The organism is Crenalkalicoccus roseus (assembly GCF_004761865.1).
GTDB lineage: Bacteria > Pseudomonadota > Alphaproteobacteria > Acetobacterales > Acetobacteraceae > Crenalkalicoccus > Crenalkalicoccus roseus.
Map to the genome: position 1 here is coordinate 1 of NZ_SJDM01000011.1, position 15,310 is coordinate 15,310.

Genomic DNA, 15,310 nt, shown 5'->3' on the forward strand with positions numbered 1-15,310 from the left:
CCCCGCCCCGCCCCCGCGCGCGGCCGGCGGCACGGCGCTGGCCGCAAGCCTCGCCCCGCCCGCGCCACGCACCGCCGCGCCCGCGCGCAGCCTCGGCCTGGTCGCCAGCGCCCAGGCCTCGACCCTGCCGGGGGCGTTGCGCCCGGCGGTCGCCGCGGCCACCGGCGCCTGGGCGGTGCAGGTCGGCGCCTTCTCGAGCGAGAACCTGGCCCGCAGCACCGCCAACGCGGCGCGCAACGCCGCCGGCGTGCTCGGCAGCCGCGCCGAGGTGCAGCGGATCATGCAGGGCCGCACCCCGCTCTACCGGGCGCGGGTGACCGGCCTCTCCCAGGCCTCGGCCCAGCAGCTCTGCGAGCGGCTGCGCAGCCGCGGCGGCTGCATGGTGCTCTCGCCCGACGTGCAGGGCTGAGCCGGCGGGCCAGGGCCGCATCCACTCGGCCGTGATCGCGGCAACGGCTCCGGCCCTCCGCGATCCGCTCCCAGGGCCGGCGGGACACGCGCCCGCCCCCTGGAGCAGCCCGCGGAGGGCCGGGAATCGGCCGGAAGCGTGACCTGTCGCGCAAGCAAGGGGGCGGGGCTGCGGGCACGGCCGGGCGGAAGCGGCGCCAGTGCAGTTCCCCCTTCCCGCGGCAGGCGGCATCTTCCAATCGTCCGCGATCCGCCCTCATGCGTTACGCAGGCGCGCCCCGGGCGGCTTATCTGCGCCAATCAGCCAGCCCGCCACGCCCGGCAGGCGGAGAGAACGGAGAGCCCACATGCCGCACCCCCTGAACCCGCTGGCCGACAGCGCCTGCCCCTGGCTGGCCGCGCTCCCGGCCTCCTCCGGCGCCGCGCCGGTCCCGCTCCGCGCCCTGCCCCCGGGCGGCGACCATGACGAGGACGAGGAGGAGTGGGACGAGGAGGAGGAAGAGGAGGACGGGGACGAGGAGGAATGGGACGAGGAGGAGGAAGAGGAGGACGGGGACGAGGAGGAATGGGACGAGGAGGACGGCGAGGAGGGATGGGACGAGGAGGAGGAGTAGCCTCCACCCCCCCTTGCCGGGCCGGCGCGCCTCCCTCAGGCTGCGCCGCCTGAGCACGAGGGGGAGATGTCCATGCCCGCCGAGCCCGCCGCGCCGGGGCCGTCCGCGCGCTTCGCCAGCCTCGATCCGCTGGTCCGGCCCCGTTCCGTCGCGGTGATCGGCGCTTCGGACGAGCCGGCCCGCATCGGCGGGCGGCCGATCGCCTACATGAAGTCGCGCGGCTTCCAGGGCGGGCTGTGGCCCGTGAACCCGAAGCGGAAGACCGTACAGGGCCTGCCCGCCTTCGCCTCGGTCGCCGACCTGCCCGAGGCGCCGGACGTCGCCATCATCGCCGTGCCGGTGGAGCTGGCGATCCAGGCGGTGGAGGATCTCGGCGCCCGGGGCTGCCGCGCCGTCATCGTCTTCACCGCCGGCTTCGCCGAGGTGGACGAGACCGGGGAGGCGGCGCAGCGGCGGCTGACGGAGGCCGCCGCCCGGCATGGCATGCGCCTCCTCGGTCCCAACTGCCTCGGCCTGTTCAACGCGCCCGTCGGGTTCTTCGGCACCTTCACGGCGAGCTTCGAGAAGGGCTGGCCGATTCCGGGGCCGATCGGCATCGCCTCGCAGTCCGGCGCCTACGGTACCCATGTCTTCGCCGCGGCGCTCGACCGCGGCCTCGGCACCAATGCCTGCATCACCACCGGCAACGAGGCCGAGGTCGCGCTCGGCGACGTGCTGGGCTGGATGGCGCAGGCGCCGGAGGTGGAGGTGATCTGCGCCTATGCCGAGGGGATCCGCGAGAGCGAGCGCTTCCTCGCCGCGCTGGATCTCGCCCGCCGCAACCGCAAGCCGATCGTGATGATGAAGGTCGGGCGCTCGCGCCTCGGCGGCCAGGCGGCGCGCTCGCACACCGCCTCCATCGCCGGCGACGACGCGGTGACGCAGGCGGTGCTCGACGAGTTCGGCGTGGTGCGCGCGCGCACCACCGAGGAGATGCTCGACTTCGCCTACGCGGCGACGCGGCGCATCTACCCGGCGCGCAACACGCTCGGCGTGCTCACCGTCTCGGGCGGAGCGGGGGTGCTGATCTCCGACGCCGCCGAGGCCGCCGGGGTCGAGATGCCGCCGATGCCGGAGGCGGCGCAGGCGCGGCTGCGCGAGCTCGTGCCCTTCTGCGCGCCGCGCAACCCGGTGGACTGCACGGCGCAGGTGACGAACGACCTCTCCCTGATCGGGAAATTCGCCGAGAGCGTGGCGCGGGACGGCGGCTATGCCTCGATCCTCGCCTTCTGGTCGCAGACCGCCGCCGGGCGCAGCGTGGGGCCGAGGCTGCAGGAGCAGATGCGCGCCGTGCGCGCCGCCTTCCCCGACCGGCTGTGGGTGATGTCCATGCTCGCGCCCGGCAAGGTGCGCGAGTACGAGCAGGACGGCTTCCTCTGCTTCGAGGATCCCTCGCGCGCGGTGAACGCCATCGCCGCCATGGGGCGGTTCGGCGAGGCCTTCGCGGAGGCCGCGCGGCCGCGGCCGGAGGTGGCGCTGCCGCGCGTGGCGCTGCCGGAGACGACGCCCTCCGAGGCGGTGGCCAAGGCGCTGCTGGCGGAGGCCGGCGTGCCGGCGGTGCCGGAGCACGCCTGCTCCGACAGCGTCTCCGCCGTCGCCGCCGCCGAGGAGATCGGCTACCCGGTGGTGCTGAAGATCCTCTCGCCCGACATCCTGCACAAGAGCGAGATCGGCGGCGTGCTGCTCGACGTGGCGGATGCCGAGGGCGTGCGGCAGGGCTTCGCCACGCTGCTCGAACGCGCGCGGCGGCACGCGCCGGCGGCGCGCATCGAGGGCGTGCTGGTGGCGAAGCAGATCAGGGGCGCCGTCGAGATGGCGCTCGGCATCCACCGCGACCCGGTGTTCGGGCCGGTGGCGATGGTCGGCCTGGGCGGCATCTTCATCGAGGTGCTGAAGGACGTCGCCTTCCGCCGCTGCCCCTTCGATCCGGCGGAGGCGGAGCGGATGATCCGCGGCCTCAGGGGCTTCCCGCTGCTCGACGGCGCGCGCGGGCGGCCGAAGGCCGACCTGGCGGCGCTCTCGCGCGCCCTCTCCGCGCTCTCCGCCTTCGCCGTGGCGGCGGGGCCGCGGCTCGCCTCGGTGGACGTGAACCCGATGCTGGTGCTGCCGGAGGGGCAGGGCTGCCACGCGGCGGATGCGGTGATCGAACTCGCGGGGGAGGGCCACTGAGATGCCGATCGTCTACGAGAAGCTGCTGAACTACCCGATTCCGGAGGTGCGCCAGACCCTGCGCTGGCAGGACGTGGCGCTGTACAACTTCTCGATCGGCCTCGGGCAGGACCCGATGGACGAGCGCCAGCTCGACTTCCTCTACGAGCCGCGGCTGAAGGTGATGCCCTCGATGCCGGTGGTGCTCGGCTCGCCCGGCTTCTGGTCGCGCAACCCGGACACCGGCCTCGACTGGGTGAGGATCGTGCACGGCGAGCAGGGGCTGGTGCTGCACCGCCCGCTGCCGACCGAGGGCGAGATCATCGGCCGCTCCCGCGTCACCGGCCTGGTGGACCGCGGGGCGGGCAAGGGCGCGCTGATGTATTCCGAGCGCGAGGTGATCGACGCGCGGACGGGCGAGAGGCTGGCGACGCTCACCTCCACCTCCTTCCTGCGCGGCGACGGCGGCTTCGGCGGCCCCTCCGGCCCGGTGAGGCAGCCGCATCCGGAGCCGGAACGCGCGCCGGACCTCTCGCTCGACCTTCCGACGCGGCCGGAGCAGGCGCTGGTCTACCGGCTGAACAGCGACCTCAACCCGCTGCACATCGACCCGAAGGTGGCGCAGGCGGCCGGCTTCCCGCGCCCGATCCTGCACGGCCTCTGCACCTTCGGCGTGGTCTGCCACGCGCTGCTGCGCACGCTGTGCGACTACGACACGGCCCGCTTCGGGCGGATGGAGGTGCGCTTCTCCTCCCCCGTCTTCCCCGGCGAGACGATCCGCACCGAGATCTGGCGCGAGGAGGGCGGGGCGGCCTTCCGCGCCCGCGTCGTGGAGCGCGACAAGGTGGTGGTCAGCAACGGGCTGTTCCGCTTCGCCTGACACCCGGCGCCTGACGCCGCGCCGCGGCCTGCGGCGCGGCCCCCTGGACGGCCGGGAAGCGGGCCGGTAGGTCCCTCCCCGGTTCGGGAGGAGTTGCGGATGATCAACAAGATCGTGCGGTCCATCGCCGAGGCGCTGGAGGGCGTCAGGGACGGCTCCGTGGTGCTGATCGGCGGCTTCGGCTCGGTCGGCCAGCCGGACGCGCTGATCGAGGGGCTGATCGAGCAGGGCGCGAAGGACCTGGTCTGCGTGCTGAACAACGCGGGCGTCGGGCGGGTCGGCGTGGCGAAGCTCATGGAGCTCGGCCGGGTGCGCAAGATCGTCTGCTCCTTCCCCCGCTCCTCGGACCCCGTGGTGTTCGAGACGCTGTACCGCGAGGGGAAGATCGAGCTGGAGCTGGTGCCGCAGGGCACGCTGGCCGAGCGGATCCGCGCCGCCGGGGCCGGCATCCCCGCCTTCTTCACCGCCACCGCCGTCGGCACCCCGCTGGCGCAGGGCAAGGAGGCGCGGGAGTTCAACGGGCGCCAGTACGTGATGGAGACGGCGCTGAGGGGCGACGTGGCGCTGATCGAGGGCTGGGAGGCGGACCGCTGGGGCAACCTCACCTACAGGGGCTCGGGCGCCAATTTCAACCCGGTGATGGCGACGGCGGCGGACCTCGTCGTCGCCCAGGTGCAGCACATCCGCGAGCTGGGCGAGCTGCACCCGCACATGATCGGCACCCCGGGCGTCTACGTGGACCGGGTGGTGCAGGTGGACCGCGGCGCCCCCTGGGTCTAGCCTTCGGCGCGAGAGGAGACGGACGGATGAAGCCCTTCAGCCGCGAAGAGATGGCCCGCAAGGCCGCGCACGACATCCCGGAAGGCTGGTGCGTGAACCTCGGCATCGGCATCCCGACCCTGGTGGCGAACCACGTCCCGCCCGAGCGCGAGGTGATCTTCCAGTCCGAGAACGGCGTCATCGGCATGGGCCCGGCGCCGGCGGAGGGCGAGGAGGACCCCTGGCTGATCAACGCCGGCAAGCAGCCGATCACGCTGGTGAAGGGCGCCTCCTTCGTCGGACACGCCGACAGCTTCGCGATGATCCGCGGCGGGCACATCGACCTCTGCGTGCTCGGCGCCTTCGAGGTGGCGGAGAACGGCGACCTCGCCAACTGGGCCACCAGCGTGAACGACACCGCGCCGGCGGTGGGCGGGGCGATGGACCTCGCCGCCGGCGCGCGCCGCCTCTGGGTGCTGATGGAGCACACCACCAAGGACGGGCGGCCGAAGCTGGTGGAGCGCTGCAGCTACCCGCTGACCGGGCTTGCCTGCGTCACCCGCGTCTACACCAACCTCGCCGTGCTCGACGTGGTGCCGGGCCAGGGCTTCGTGGTGCGCGAGATGGCGCCGGGGGTGGATTTCGACATGCTGCAGGCGAAGTCGGGCGCGAAGCTGCACCGCCCGAGCTGAACGCCCCAAGGGGCCTCGCCCGCCCCGCCGACAGGAGACGTCCCGATGAGTGCCGCGCTGGACGACGGCGATCGCCTTGAATCCATCCGCATGATCCGCGACAGCGCCGCCGCGGTGGTCCCGCCCGGCGGCGAGCTGAGGCGCGTGCGCGAGCTGCGCTGGCAGGAGCCCGGCTTCGACCGCGGCGTGCTCCGCCAGATGGGAGAGATGGGCTGGATCGGCCTGCGCGTGCCGGAGGCGCAGGGCGGCGCCGGCCTCGGCCTCGGCGAGCTGTGCGCCCTGGCCGAGGAGCTCGGCGCCGGCCTGGTGCCGGAGCCGCTGATCCCCTGCGCGCTCTCCGCCGCGCTGCTCGCCGCCGCCGGCGACGCGGAGCACCTGCCCGCGCTGCTCGCCGGCGAGCGGGTGGCGCTGACCGCCTGGCAGGAGCGCGCCGACACGCTGGAGGCGCCGGGCGCGCCGGACGCGCCGCGGCGCTTCCTGCCCATGGCGGCGGGGGCCGAGCTGTTCCTGCTGCCGGTGCGCGAGGGCGGGCGCCTCGCCCTCTACGCCCAGCCCGCGGCGGGCGCCGACCTCGCGACCGAGCGCACCCAGGATGGCGGCCACTACGGCACGCTGCGGCCCGACCTCGGCGGCGCGAGCAAGCTCGCCGAGGATGTCGGCGCGGCGCTGGAGGCGGCGCTCGACGAGGCGGCGCTCGCCACCGCCGCCTACCTGCTCGGCGGCATGGAGCGCGCCTTCGCCATGACGCTCGACTACCTGAAGACGCGCCAGCAATTCGGCCGCATCATCGGCACCTTCCAGGCGCTGCAGCACCGCGCCGCCGACCTCAAGATGCAGATCGCGCTGACCCGCGCCTCGGTCGAGGCCGCCGCCGCGGCGCTGGATGCGGGCGCGGCCGGCGACGCGCGCCGCGCCGCCGTCTCCCGCGCCAAGGCGCGCGCGGCGGAGGCGGCGATGCTGGTGCAGCGCCAGTGCATCCAGCTCCATGGCGGCATCGGCTACACCGACCAGTACGATGTCGGCCTCTATCTGCGCAAGGCGATGGTGCTGGCGAACCAGTACGGCTCCGCCGCGCTGCACCGCCGCCGCTTCATGGCCTCGGCGCCGGAGGGCGAGGAATGAGCGACACCGCGGAGATGCGCCTGCGCGAGGAGCGCGAGGGCGCCGTCCTCGTCCTCACCATGGACTATCCGGCGCGGCGCAACGCGCTGGCCATGCCGCTGCGCACGGCGATGCTGCGGGCGCTGGAGCGCGCGCTCGGCGACCGCAGCATCCGCGCCGTGGTGCTGACCGGCGCGGGCGGGCATTTCTGCTCGGGCGGCGACATCTCCGGCATGGACATCGAGGACGCGCTGGCGGGACGGGAGAGGATGCGCCGCTCCCACGCGCTGGTGCGGCTGATGGTGACGGGCCAGCTTCCCATCGTGGCGGCGGTGGAGGGGTATTGCGTCGGCGCCGGCCTCTCGCTCGCCTGCGCCTGCGACACCATCGTGGCGGCGGAGGATGCGCGCTTCGGCGCCGGCTTCGGCCGCATCGGGCTGATGCCGGATCTCGGCCTGCCCTTCACGCTCCCCGCGCGCATCGGCCAGGGGCGGGCGCGGCAGATGTTCCTCTACCACACCCAGCTCTCGGCGGCGGAGGCGGAGCGCATCGGCCTGGCGGATGCGGTGGTGCCGAAGGGCCACGCCCTCGCCTCGGCGCTCGAGAAGGCGCGCTTCCTCGCCGAGCAGGCGCCGGCGCCGATGGCGCTGACCAAGCAGATCCTGGGCGAGGGCCTCGACCGGGCGCTGGAGGATGAGCGCCACTTCCAGTCCACCCTGTTCCTGACCGAGGATTTCCGGGAAGGGCGCGAGGCCTTCCTCGGCAAGCGCGCGCCGCGATTCAAGGGAGCCTGACGCCATGGACGCGATCGCCATCCCGCCCCCCGAGCAGCTCGACAGCCTCGACGACGAGCACTTCCGCCAGGTGGTGCGCGAGTTCCTGCGCCAGAACTACCCGGAGCACCTGCGCAACCCGCCGCACCGCCTGCACTGGCACGAATGCAAGGAGTGGTACCACCGCCTGGCCGAGAAGGGGTGGCTCTGCCCCGGCTGGCCGAAGGAGCACGGCGGCCTCGGCCTCAGCCCGATCAAGCAGATCATCCTGACCGAGGAGTACGAGCGCCACGGCGTGGCGCGCACGCCCGACCACGGCATCGTCATGCTCGGCCCGCTGGTGATCAGGTACGGCACGGAGGAGCAGAAGCGGCGCTTCCTGCCGAAGATCCTGAGCGGAGAGCACATCTGGTGCCAGGGCTATTCCGAGCCCAACGCGGGCTCGGACCTCGCCGCGCTGCGCACCGAGGCGGTGCTGGAGGGCGACCACTACGTGGTCAACGGCCAGAAGATCTGGACCACGCTGGCCACCGACGCCAACTGGATCTTCCTGCTGGTGCGCACCGACAAGCAGGCGAAGAAGCAGGAGGGCATCTCCTTCCTGCTGGTGGACATGACGACGCCCGGCATCACCGTGCGGCCGATCATCAACCTCGAGATGCACGACGAGTTCTGCGAGGTCTTCTTCGACAATGTCCGCGTGCCGAAGGAGAACCTGGTCGGCCAGCCCAACCGGGGCTGGGACATGGCCAAGGCGCTGCTCGGCTTCGAGCGCATCTTCATCGGCGCGCCGCGCCAGTCCGCCTACGCCCTCTCCCGCCTCAGGCTGCTCGCCGAGCGCGTGGGGGTGTGGGAGGACGAGGCGTTCCAGGACCGCTACGCGCGGCTGCGCCTCGACCTCGAGGACCTGAAGGCGCTCTACGGCGTCTATGTCGCGAAGCTCAGGCGCGGCGAGGCGCTCGGCCCCGACGTCTCCATGCTGAAGGTGATCCAGACCGAGCTGTTCCAGCGCATCACCGACACCATGCTGGAGATCGCCGGCGAGAATGCCGGGCTGATGGACCCGATGGAGGGCAACCGGGACCTCAACATCGGCGGCCTGTTCATCCAGGCGCGGCCGGCGACGATCTACGGCGGCTCGAACGAGATCCAGCGCAACATCCTCAGCAAGAACGTGCTGGGGCTGCCGGGATGAGGGAGGGGGGCGCGCATGCTCGGCCAGTCCTGGCTCGCCTGGGCGCTCGCCTCGTCCGGCTTCGCCGCGCTGACGGCGATCTTCGCCAAGATCGGCGTCGGCGGGGTGAACTCCGACTTCGCCACCTTCGTCCGCACCCTGGTCATCCTCGGCGTCACGGCGCTGATCGTCACCGTCAACGGCGCCTGGCAGGCGCCGGAGACGGTGGCGCGCCGCACCTGGCTCTTCCTGATCCTCTCGGGGCTTGCCACCGGCGCCTCCTGGCTCTGCTATTTCCGCGCGCTGCAGCTCGGGGATGCGGCGCGCGTGGCGCCGATCGACAAGCTTTCCGTCGTGCTGGTGGCGCTGTTCGGCGTGGTCCTGCTCGGCGAGCAGCTCTCCGCGACCCACTGGCTCGGCGTGGCGCTGATCGCGGCGGGCGCGGCGCTGGTGGCGATCGGCCCCTGAACGCCTCGCCGGGCGGCCGCCATCCTCCGCAACCCACACTGCCGGACCCTGCCCGATGACCGAGCTCTGGCGCCTCTCCGCCACCGAACTCGCGGCGCGCATCCGCGCGCGCGACGTTTCCGCCACCGAGGCCACGCGCTCCGCCCTCGCCCGGCTCGACGCGGTGAACCCCCGCATCAACGCGGTGGTGCAGGCGATGCCGGAGCAGGCCCTCGAAGCCGCCGCCGCGGTGGACGCCGCGCTCGCGCGCGGGGAGGATCCGGGGCCGATGGCCGGCGTGCCCGTCACCGTCAAGGTGAACGTGGACCAGAAGGGCTTCGCCACCACCAACGGCCTGCGCCTCCAGAAGGACCTGATCGCCGAGCACGACAGCCCGGTGGTGAGCAACCTGCGCCGCGCCGGCGCCGTCATCATCGGCCGCACCAACACCCCCGCCTTCTCGCTGCGCTGGTTCACGCGCAACGCGCTGCACGGGCACACGCGCAACCCGCGCGACCCCGCCATCACCCCCGGCGGCTCCTCGGGCGGCGCGGCGGCGGCAACGGCGGCGGGCATCGGCGCCGTCGGGCACGGCACCGACATCGGCGGCTCCATCCGCTACCCCGCCTATGCCTGCGGCATCCACGGGCTGCGCCCGACCATCGGCCGCATCGCCGCCTGGAACCCCTCGGGGGCGGAGCGGGGAATCGGGCCGCAGCTCATGGCCGTCTCCGGGCCGATCGCGCGCACCATCGCCGATCTCCGCCTCGCCCTCGCCGCCATGGCGCGGCCGGATGCGCGCGACCCGTGGTGGACGCCGGCGCCGCTCGAGGGTCCGCCGGCGCCGCGGCGCGCCGCGCTCTGCATCGCCCCCGACGGCATGGCGGTGCAGCAGGAGGTCGCCTCGGCGCTGCGCGACGCGGCCCGCCGGCTGGAGGCCGCCGGCTGGACGGTGGAGGAGGTGGGGAACACCCCGCCGCTGAAGGAGCCCGCCGACCTCCAGGCCCTGCTCTGGCTCGCCGAGACGCGGCGCGGCCAGAACGCCGCCCTGGCGCAGGAGGGCGATCCCGACGCGCTCGCCGTCTATGGCTACATGGAGCGGCTCTGCCCCGCCCCCGACCTCTTCGCCTTCCAGGACGCGCTGCAGCGCCGTGCCACCCTGCTCCGGCAATGGCTGCTGTTCCTGGAGCGCTTCCCGGTGGTGCTGATGCCGGTCTCGGGCGAGCTGCCCTTCCGCGACAACAGCGATGTGGAGAGCTTCGAGGGCTTCGCGCGCATCCTGGCGGCGCAGCTTCCGCAGGTGGGCCTGCCGCTGCTCAGCCTGCCGGGCCTCGCCGTCTCGACCGGCCTGGTCGGCACCGTGCCGGTCGGCGTGCAGCTCGTCGCCGGGCGCTACCGCGAGGACCTGCTGCTGCTGGCAGGCGAGGCGATCGAGGCCGGTGGGGTGCCGCCCGCGCCGGTGGACCCGGCCTGAGCCGCGGCATGGCCAGGGCCGCCCTGCCCGCCCTCGCGCTGCTCGTCCTGGCCACGGCCTGCGCCCCCGCCGGGCCGGGCCGGGGGGCCTGCCCGCCGCGCGAGGTGCCGGTGGCGAACGCCTCCTCGCGGGCGGTGGAGCAGCTCTACCTCGCCGCGGATGGCCAGGCCGGCTGGGGCGCCAGCCTGCTCTCCGCCGGCGAGCTGCCGCCCGGCGGCACGGTCGCGCTGCGCCTGCCCGGCGGCCCCGGGCAGGCGGCGCTGCGCATCGTCTGGGTGGATGGCCGCGCGGCGGAACTCGCCGGCCTCGACCGCTGCGCGGTCGCGCGCGTCACCGTGCTCGACGGCGGGCTGCAGGCGCAGTAGGCGCCGCAAGGGCGGGCGGTTCAGCCCGCGCCGCCCTGCCGGCGCAGCAGCGCCTCGAGGCGCGCGGCCTCGGCGCGCGGCGCCTTCACCTCCAGCGTCGCGGCCTCGCCCTGGTGGCGGATCTCGGCACAGTCGCGGTCGAGCGGCCCCTCGCGCACCAGGGTCTCGAGCGCGAGCTTGGCCGCCTCCGCGCTGGAGAAGCGCTGGCTCAGCGTCACCGCGTCGTCGGCCGGGCGGGGCGGCGCCTCGCGCAGCAGCGTCTCCGGGGGAACGGCGCGCGCCGCGCCCGAGGAGGCGGTGGCCGAGGTGGGGTCGCTGGCGGGGAAGGTGTCCTTCACCGCCTCCTCCACCTCCTGGTCGGAGGTGCGGTCGAGGCGGTCCTTGTTGCTGGCGGCGCGGCTCGTATCGGACATGGCTGGGTCCCTCGCTGGTCGTGGCGGGAACGCGCCCGGAAGGGGCCGGTTCGCCCCGCCGTTGCGCAGGCGGGGCGAGCGGCCCGTCAGGCCGGCAGGCGCTGCTCGCGGAACAGGCCGAGCTTCTCCTGCGCCGCGCGGTCGGAATAGGCGAACAGGATCAGCCGCGTCCGCGCCCGCAGGCGCAGCGCGTGCCAGGAGGGCACGACCAGCAGGTCCCGCTCCTCGAGCGGATGCTCCTCTCCCTCCACCAGCGCCGTGCCGCTTCCCTCCACCACCACGAACACCGTGCCGTCGGTGCTGCGGCGCGGTGCCGTCTCGAAACCGGCCGGCAGGTGGCGGAGATGCGCAGCGATGGTCGGCATCACCGGGCCGCCATCGGCCGGGTTCACGAACTCCATCGCATGGCCGAGATGCGGGTCGGGCGCCTCGGCCGCGGCCAGGGCCAGCAGGCTCTCGCGCCATTCGGCGTGCGGGTAGTGGAACAGCGGCTGGCCGGGCGGGCGGCGGTCGGCAGCGGTGCCGCGCATGGGGCGCAGGTTGCGCCCGTAGCGGCGCAGGCTGTCGCCGGGGGCGAGGGTCTCGTCGTGCGAGGGCCGTTCCAGCCGCTCGGCGAAGCTCGCCTCGTAGAAGCGGACAGTGGGGATGTCGAGCCCGTCCAGCCAGATCATCGGGCGGTCGGAGGGGTTGCCGTGGTCGTGCCACTGCCAGTTCGGCGTCAGCACCAGGTCGAAGGGGCGCATCACCGCCTTCTCGCCGTCCACCGCGGTGTAGGCGCCTTCCCCTTCCAGGACGAAGCGCAGCGCGCATTGCGTGTGACGGTGACAGGGAGCGACCTCGCCCGGCAGGATGAGCTGCAGGCCGGCATAGAGGCTCGGCACCACGGCGGAGCTGCCCGGCAAGGCGGGGTTCTCCAGGATCAGCACGCGGCGCTCCGCCTGCTCGGCGCTGATCAGCGCGCCCGCGCGCAGCAGGAAGTCCCGCGCCGGGGCGTAGGGCCAGCGGTGCGGGCGGGCGGCGGAGCGCGGCGCGGGGGTGACGAGGGCCGAGAGCACCTCCCACAGCGGGTGCAGGCTGTGCGGGCGCATCTCGGCGTAGAGCGCCCGCAGGTGATCGCCGGCGGCGGGCGTGCGGCGGGTGGCGGTGCCGTCCATGGGGCGTTCCTCCTTCCGGCCGAGCATAGCGCATCTGCGGGCGGGCGCGCGCAAGGCGCGCGGTTCCCATGGCCGGCCGGCGGGGACGGCAGGTCCCGGGCCCGGGAAATGGCGGGAGCCCGCTGCCGGCCGGGCGGAACCACGCCGCAAGGCGTTTCCTGCGCTTGCGATACGATCCAGGCCTTGTGGCGGGCACCAGCCCGGGCAGCGGCTGCCGGGATCACTCCACCGGGGCGTCTTCAGGAAGCGATGCCGAGCGGCTCCAGCACCAGCGGCGGCAGGCCCGGGCCGATCCACTGCTCGGAGCGCAGCACCGCCCCGCCCTCCTCCTCCACCCAGAAACGGTTGGTGAAGCCGCCCCTGCCGCCGCCGCGGCAGCGCTCCTCCACCAGCAGCAGCCCGGCCTCGGCCGTGGGGAAGGCACGCAGGCGGCACTCGATCTCGACGCCGAAGCGCATGCCCTTGGGGTCGCGGTCGGCGCGCATCAGGTCCACCAGCCGCCGCGCCGCCGCGCCGCGCCCGAGCAGCGCGGCGGGGTGGGCGAGCGGGTCCGGCCCCTCGAAGCGGGTGGCGGCCAGCACCTCCGCAAGGCCGGAGGTGGCGACCACCCGCGCCCCGTCGGTCGCCACCACGAAGCCGGAATCGGTGCGCCACAGCCGCCGCTCGCCGAGTTCCTGGAGCAGCGCGGCGTGGCTGGCACGCCCGCCGAGGGTGAGGCGCAGCGCCGGCCCCTCCGGCACCCCGATCGCCGGCAGCGCCGCCGGCGGGGAGAGGGAGGCGCGCAGCCCGCTCCAGGGCGTCTCGCCGCAGCCGGCAAGGACGAGGGCGAGCAGCAGGGGCCACATCCTGGGCGAACGCATCAATCCATCCTAGCATCCCGGCGCTGTCCGAAGCGAGGCCGGAACGAGGGAGGGACGGACCATGGATGAGGAGCTGCTGAGCCGCACCGAGCGGGGCGTCGCCATCCTGACCATGAACCGGCCGGAGAGCCTGAACGCGCTGACGCCCGCGATGATGCGAGGGCTGGAGGCGGCGCTGCGCCAGGCGCTTGCCGACCCGGAGGTGGGCTGCATCGTGCTCACCGGCGCGGGCCGCGCCTTCTGCGCCGGGGGCGACGTGAAGGCCATGGCCTCCGGCGCCAAGAACCTCGGCAGCTTCGAGGAGAAGGCGGCGGCGCTGCGCGCGCGCATGGACATGGTGCGGCTGCTGCACGAGGGGCCGAAGCCGACCATCGCCATGGTGAACGGCGTCGCCGCCGGGGCGGGGATGTCGCTGGCGCTGGCCTGCGACCTGCGCGTCGCCGGCACCTCGGCGCGCATGACCACGGCCTTCGCGAGGATGGGCTTCTCCGGCGATTTCGGCGGCACCTACTTCCTGAACCGCCTGGTCGGGCCGGCGCGGGCGCGGGAGCTCTACTTCACCGCCGAGATGCTGGACGCGACGCGGCTCGAGGCGCTCGGCCTCGCCAACCGCGTGGTCGAGGACGCCGCGCTGGAGCGGGAGACGCTGGCGCTCGCCGCGCGCATCGCCGCCGGGCCGCGCATCGCCCTCGGCTACATGAAGCGCAACGCCAGGGTGGCGGAGGAGGGGCGGCTCGCCGACCTGCTCGACGCCGAGGCCTTCCACATGACCCGCTGCCGCGAGACCGAGGACCACCGCGAGGCGGCGCGCGCCTTCGTCGAGAAGCGCGCGCCGGTGTTCCGCGGGCGCTAGGGCGGATCCCGTTCGGGTGAGCCCGCCTGAACGGGGGAAGAGGCTGGCCCATGCAATGGGCCAGAGCGTTTGCCGCAAGCCGGGGCGAACGGAAAGTGCCGGAGGGCGCCGCGGCCCGCTTGACGCCGGGCGCGGACCGGGCCGATCTGCGCCGCTCCTGACCGGGAGGACCAGCATGACCCGCACCACGCGCCGCCAAACCCTGCTCGCCCTCGGCGCCACTCTCGCCGCGCCGGCCCTGGCGCGCGCCCAGGCCCCCTGGCGGCCGAGCCGCCCGATCCGCCTGATCGTGCCCTTCGCCGCCGGCGGCGCCGCCGATTCCGCGGCCCGGACCATCACGCCGAAAATGGCCGAGCGGCTCGGCCAGCCCTTCGTGGTCGAGAACCGCACCGGCGCGAGCGGCGCGCTCGGCGGCCATGTGGTGGCGCAGGCCCAGCCCGACGGGCACACGCTGCTCTGGGACGCCTCCTCTCACATCGTCAACCCCGCGCTGATGCGCGGCCTCGCCTTCGACTATGCCACCGCCTTCACCCCGATCAGCCTGGTGACGAGCTTCCCGCAGGTGCTGGCGGTGGCGCAGGACTTCCCGGCGCGCAGCCTGCAGGACTACGTGGCGGCGGCGAAGGCGCGGCCGGGCGCGATCAGCGTCGGCACCCAGGGCAACGCCACCGCGGCGCATCTCGCGCTGGTGCAGTTCATGCAGCAGGCGGGGATCGAGCTGCTGCACGTGCCGTTCCGCGGCGGCGCGGAGGCGGCGCGGGCGCTCGCCGGCGCCAACGTGGATTCGGCGCTGATCACCGCGCTCTCCGCCGGCCCGGTGGTGGATGGCGGCCGCGCCCGCTTCCTCGGCGTGCTGGCGGCGCGGCGCGTCGGCGTGCGGCCCGAGGTGCCGACCTTCGCCGAGCAGGGCTTCCCGGGCATCGAGATCAGCGAATGGGTGGCGCTGTTCGCCCCCGCCGGCACGCCGGAGCCGGTGGTGCGCGCCCTCTACGAGGCGCTGTCCGCCGCGCTTGCCGACCAGGAGGTGCGCGGCCGGCTGGCGCAGCTCGCCGCCGAGCCGGTCGGCAGCCCGCCCGAGGAATTCGCCCGCTTCGTGCGCGAGGGGCGCGAGACCATGGCGCGGCTGGTGCGCGAGGCGAACATCCGCCTGGACTGA

At 74.4% G+C, this 15,310-nt stretch carries 17 protein-coding genes; 14 read left to right on the top strand and 3 right to left on the bottom strand.

Features of this window, described 5'->3' with window-relative positions:
• The 12 genes from ET526_RS10270 to ET526_RS10325 all read left to right on the top strand — a co-directional run.
• Positions 1-409 (top strand): SPOR domain-containing protein (locus tag ET526_RS10270; RefSeq protein WP_135467604.1); only part of this gene is annotated, 409 nt, incomplete at its 5' end.
• Between the two features lie 346 nt (positions 410-755).
• Entirely contained in the window at positions 756-1,022 is a 267-nt protein-coding gene (locus ET526_RS21520) for a hypothetical protein (protein ID WP_192898681.1), read from the top strand.
• 72 nt (positions 1,023-1,094) lie between these two features.
• Positions 1,095-3,230 carry an acetate--CoA ligase family protein gene (locus ET526_RS10280; protein WP_204623594.1) on the top strand — a complete coding sequence of 712 codons (2,136 nt, stop codon included), beginning with the start codon at positions 1,095-1,097 and terminating at the stop codon, positions 3,228-3,230.
• A gap of 1 nt (position 3,231) precedes the next feature.
• Positions 3,232-4,089, top strand: a complete 858-nt coding sequence (locus ET526_RS10285; protein WP_135467606.1) for a MaoC family dehydratase — start codon at positions 3,232-3,234, stop codon at positions 4,087-4,089.
• Between the two features lie 99 nt (positions 4,090-4,188).
• Positions 4,189-4,869 (top strand): 3-oxoacid CoA-transferase subunit A, encoded by a 681-nt coding sequence (locus ET526_RS10290; protein WP_135467607.1) that lies wholly within the window; start codon positions 4,189-4,191, stop codon positions 4,867-4,869.
• 26 nt (positions 4,870-4,895) lie between these two features.
• Positions 4,896-5,540 (top strand): 3-oxoacid CoA-transferase subunit B, encoded by a 645-nt coding sequence (locus ET526_RS10295; RefSeq protein WP_192898682.1) that lies wholly within the window; start codon positions 4,896-4,898, stop codon positions 5,538-5,540.
• A gap of 45 nt (positions 5,541-5,585) precedes the next feature.
• Positions 5,586-6,662 (top strand): acyl-CoA dehydrogenase, encoded by a 1,077-nt coding sequence (locus tag ET526_RS10300; RefSeq protein ID WP_135467608.1) that lies wholly within the window; start codon positions 5,586-5,588, stop codon positions 6,660-6,662.
• Positions 6,659-7,435: an enoyl-CoA hydratase/isomerase family protein gene (locus ET526_RS10305; protein WP_135467609.1), complete on the top strand. Its 777-nt coding sequence runs from the start codon at positions 6,659-6,661 to the stop codon at positions 7,433-7,435. The genes ET526_RS10300 and ET526_RS10305 overlap by 4 nt, the downstream gene beginning before the upstream one ends.
• A 4-nt stretch (positions 7,436-7,439) precedes the next feature.
• Complete coding sequence (locus ET526_RS10310; protein ID WP_135467610.1) at positions 7,440-8,609, top strand: acyl-CoA dehydrogenase family protein; 1,170 nt, start codon at positions 7,440-7,442, stop codon at positions 8,607-8,609.
• A gap of 15 nt (positions 8,610-8,624) precedes the next feature.
• Complete coding sequence (locus ET526_RS10315) at positions 8,625-9,056, top strand: EamA family transporter (protein ID WP_135467611.1); 432 nt, start codon at positions 8,625-8,627, stop codon at positions 9,054-9,056.
• A 55-nt stretch (positions 9,057-9,111) separates the two neighbouring features.
• Positions 9,112-10,509, top strand: a complete 1,398-nt coding sequence (locus ET526_RS10320; RefSeq protein WP_135467612.1) for an amidase family protein — start codon at positions 9,112-9,114, stop codon at positions 10,507-10,509.
• Positions 10,510-10,517: 8 nt separating this feature from the next.
• Positions 10,518-10,874: a hypothetical protein gene (locus tag ET526_RS10325; protein ID WP_135467613.1), complete on the top strand. Its 357-nt coding sequence runs from the start codon at positions 10,518-10,520 to the stop codon at positions 10,872-10,874.
• A gap of 20 nt (positions 10,875-10,894) precedes the next feature.
• Here the strand turns inward: ET526_RS10325 and ET526_RS10330 are convergent, their stop codons facing one another.
• From ET526_RS10330 to ET526_RS10340, 3 genes are all read right to left on the bottom strand, one after another.
• Positions 10,895-11,287, bottom strand: coding sequence for a hypothetical protein (locus ET526_RS10330; protein ID WP_135467614.1), 393 nt, complete (start codon positions 11,285-11,287; stop codon positions 10,895-10,897).
• Positions 11,288-11,373: 86 nt separating this feature from the next.
• Positions 11,374-12,441: a gentisate 1,2-dioxygenase gene (gene gtdA / locus ET526_RS10335; protein ID WP_135467615.1), complete on the bottom strand. Its 1,068-nt coding sequence runs from the start codon at positions 12,439-12,441 to the stop codon at positions 11,374-11,376.
• 239 nt (positions 12,442-12,680) lie between these two features.
• Positions 12,681-13,301 (bottom strand): YjbF family lipoprotein, encoded by a 621-nt coding sequence (locus ET526_RS10340; RefSeq protein WP_135467616.1) that lies wholly within the window; start codon positions 13,299-13,301, stop codon positions 12,681-12,683.
• Positions 13,302-13,362: 61 nt separating this feature from the next.
• Between ET526_RS10340 and ET526_RS10345 the strand changes: the two genes are divergently transcribed.
• Together ET526_RS10345 and ET526_RS10350 are read left to right on the top strand one after the other, a co-directional pair.
• The gene (locus ET526_RS10345) at positions 13,363-14,154 is read left to right on the top strand and encodes an enoyl-CoA hydratase (protein WP_135467617.1); all 792 of its coding nucleotides are present in this window, start codon (positions 13,363-13,365) and stop codon (positions 14,152-14,154) included.
• Positions 14,155-14,329: 175 nt separating this feature from the next.
• Positions 14,330-15,310 (top strand): Bug family tripartite tricarboxylate transporter substrate binding protein, encoded by a 981-nt coding sequence (locus ET526_RS10350; protein ID WP_135467618.1) that lies wholly within the window; start codon positions 14,330-14,332, stop codon positions 15,308-15,310.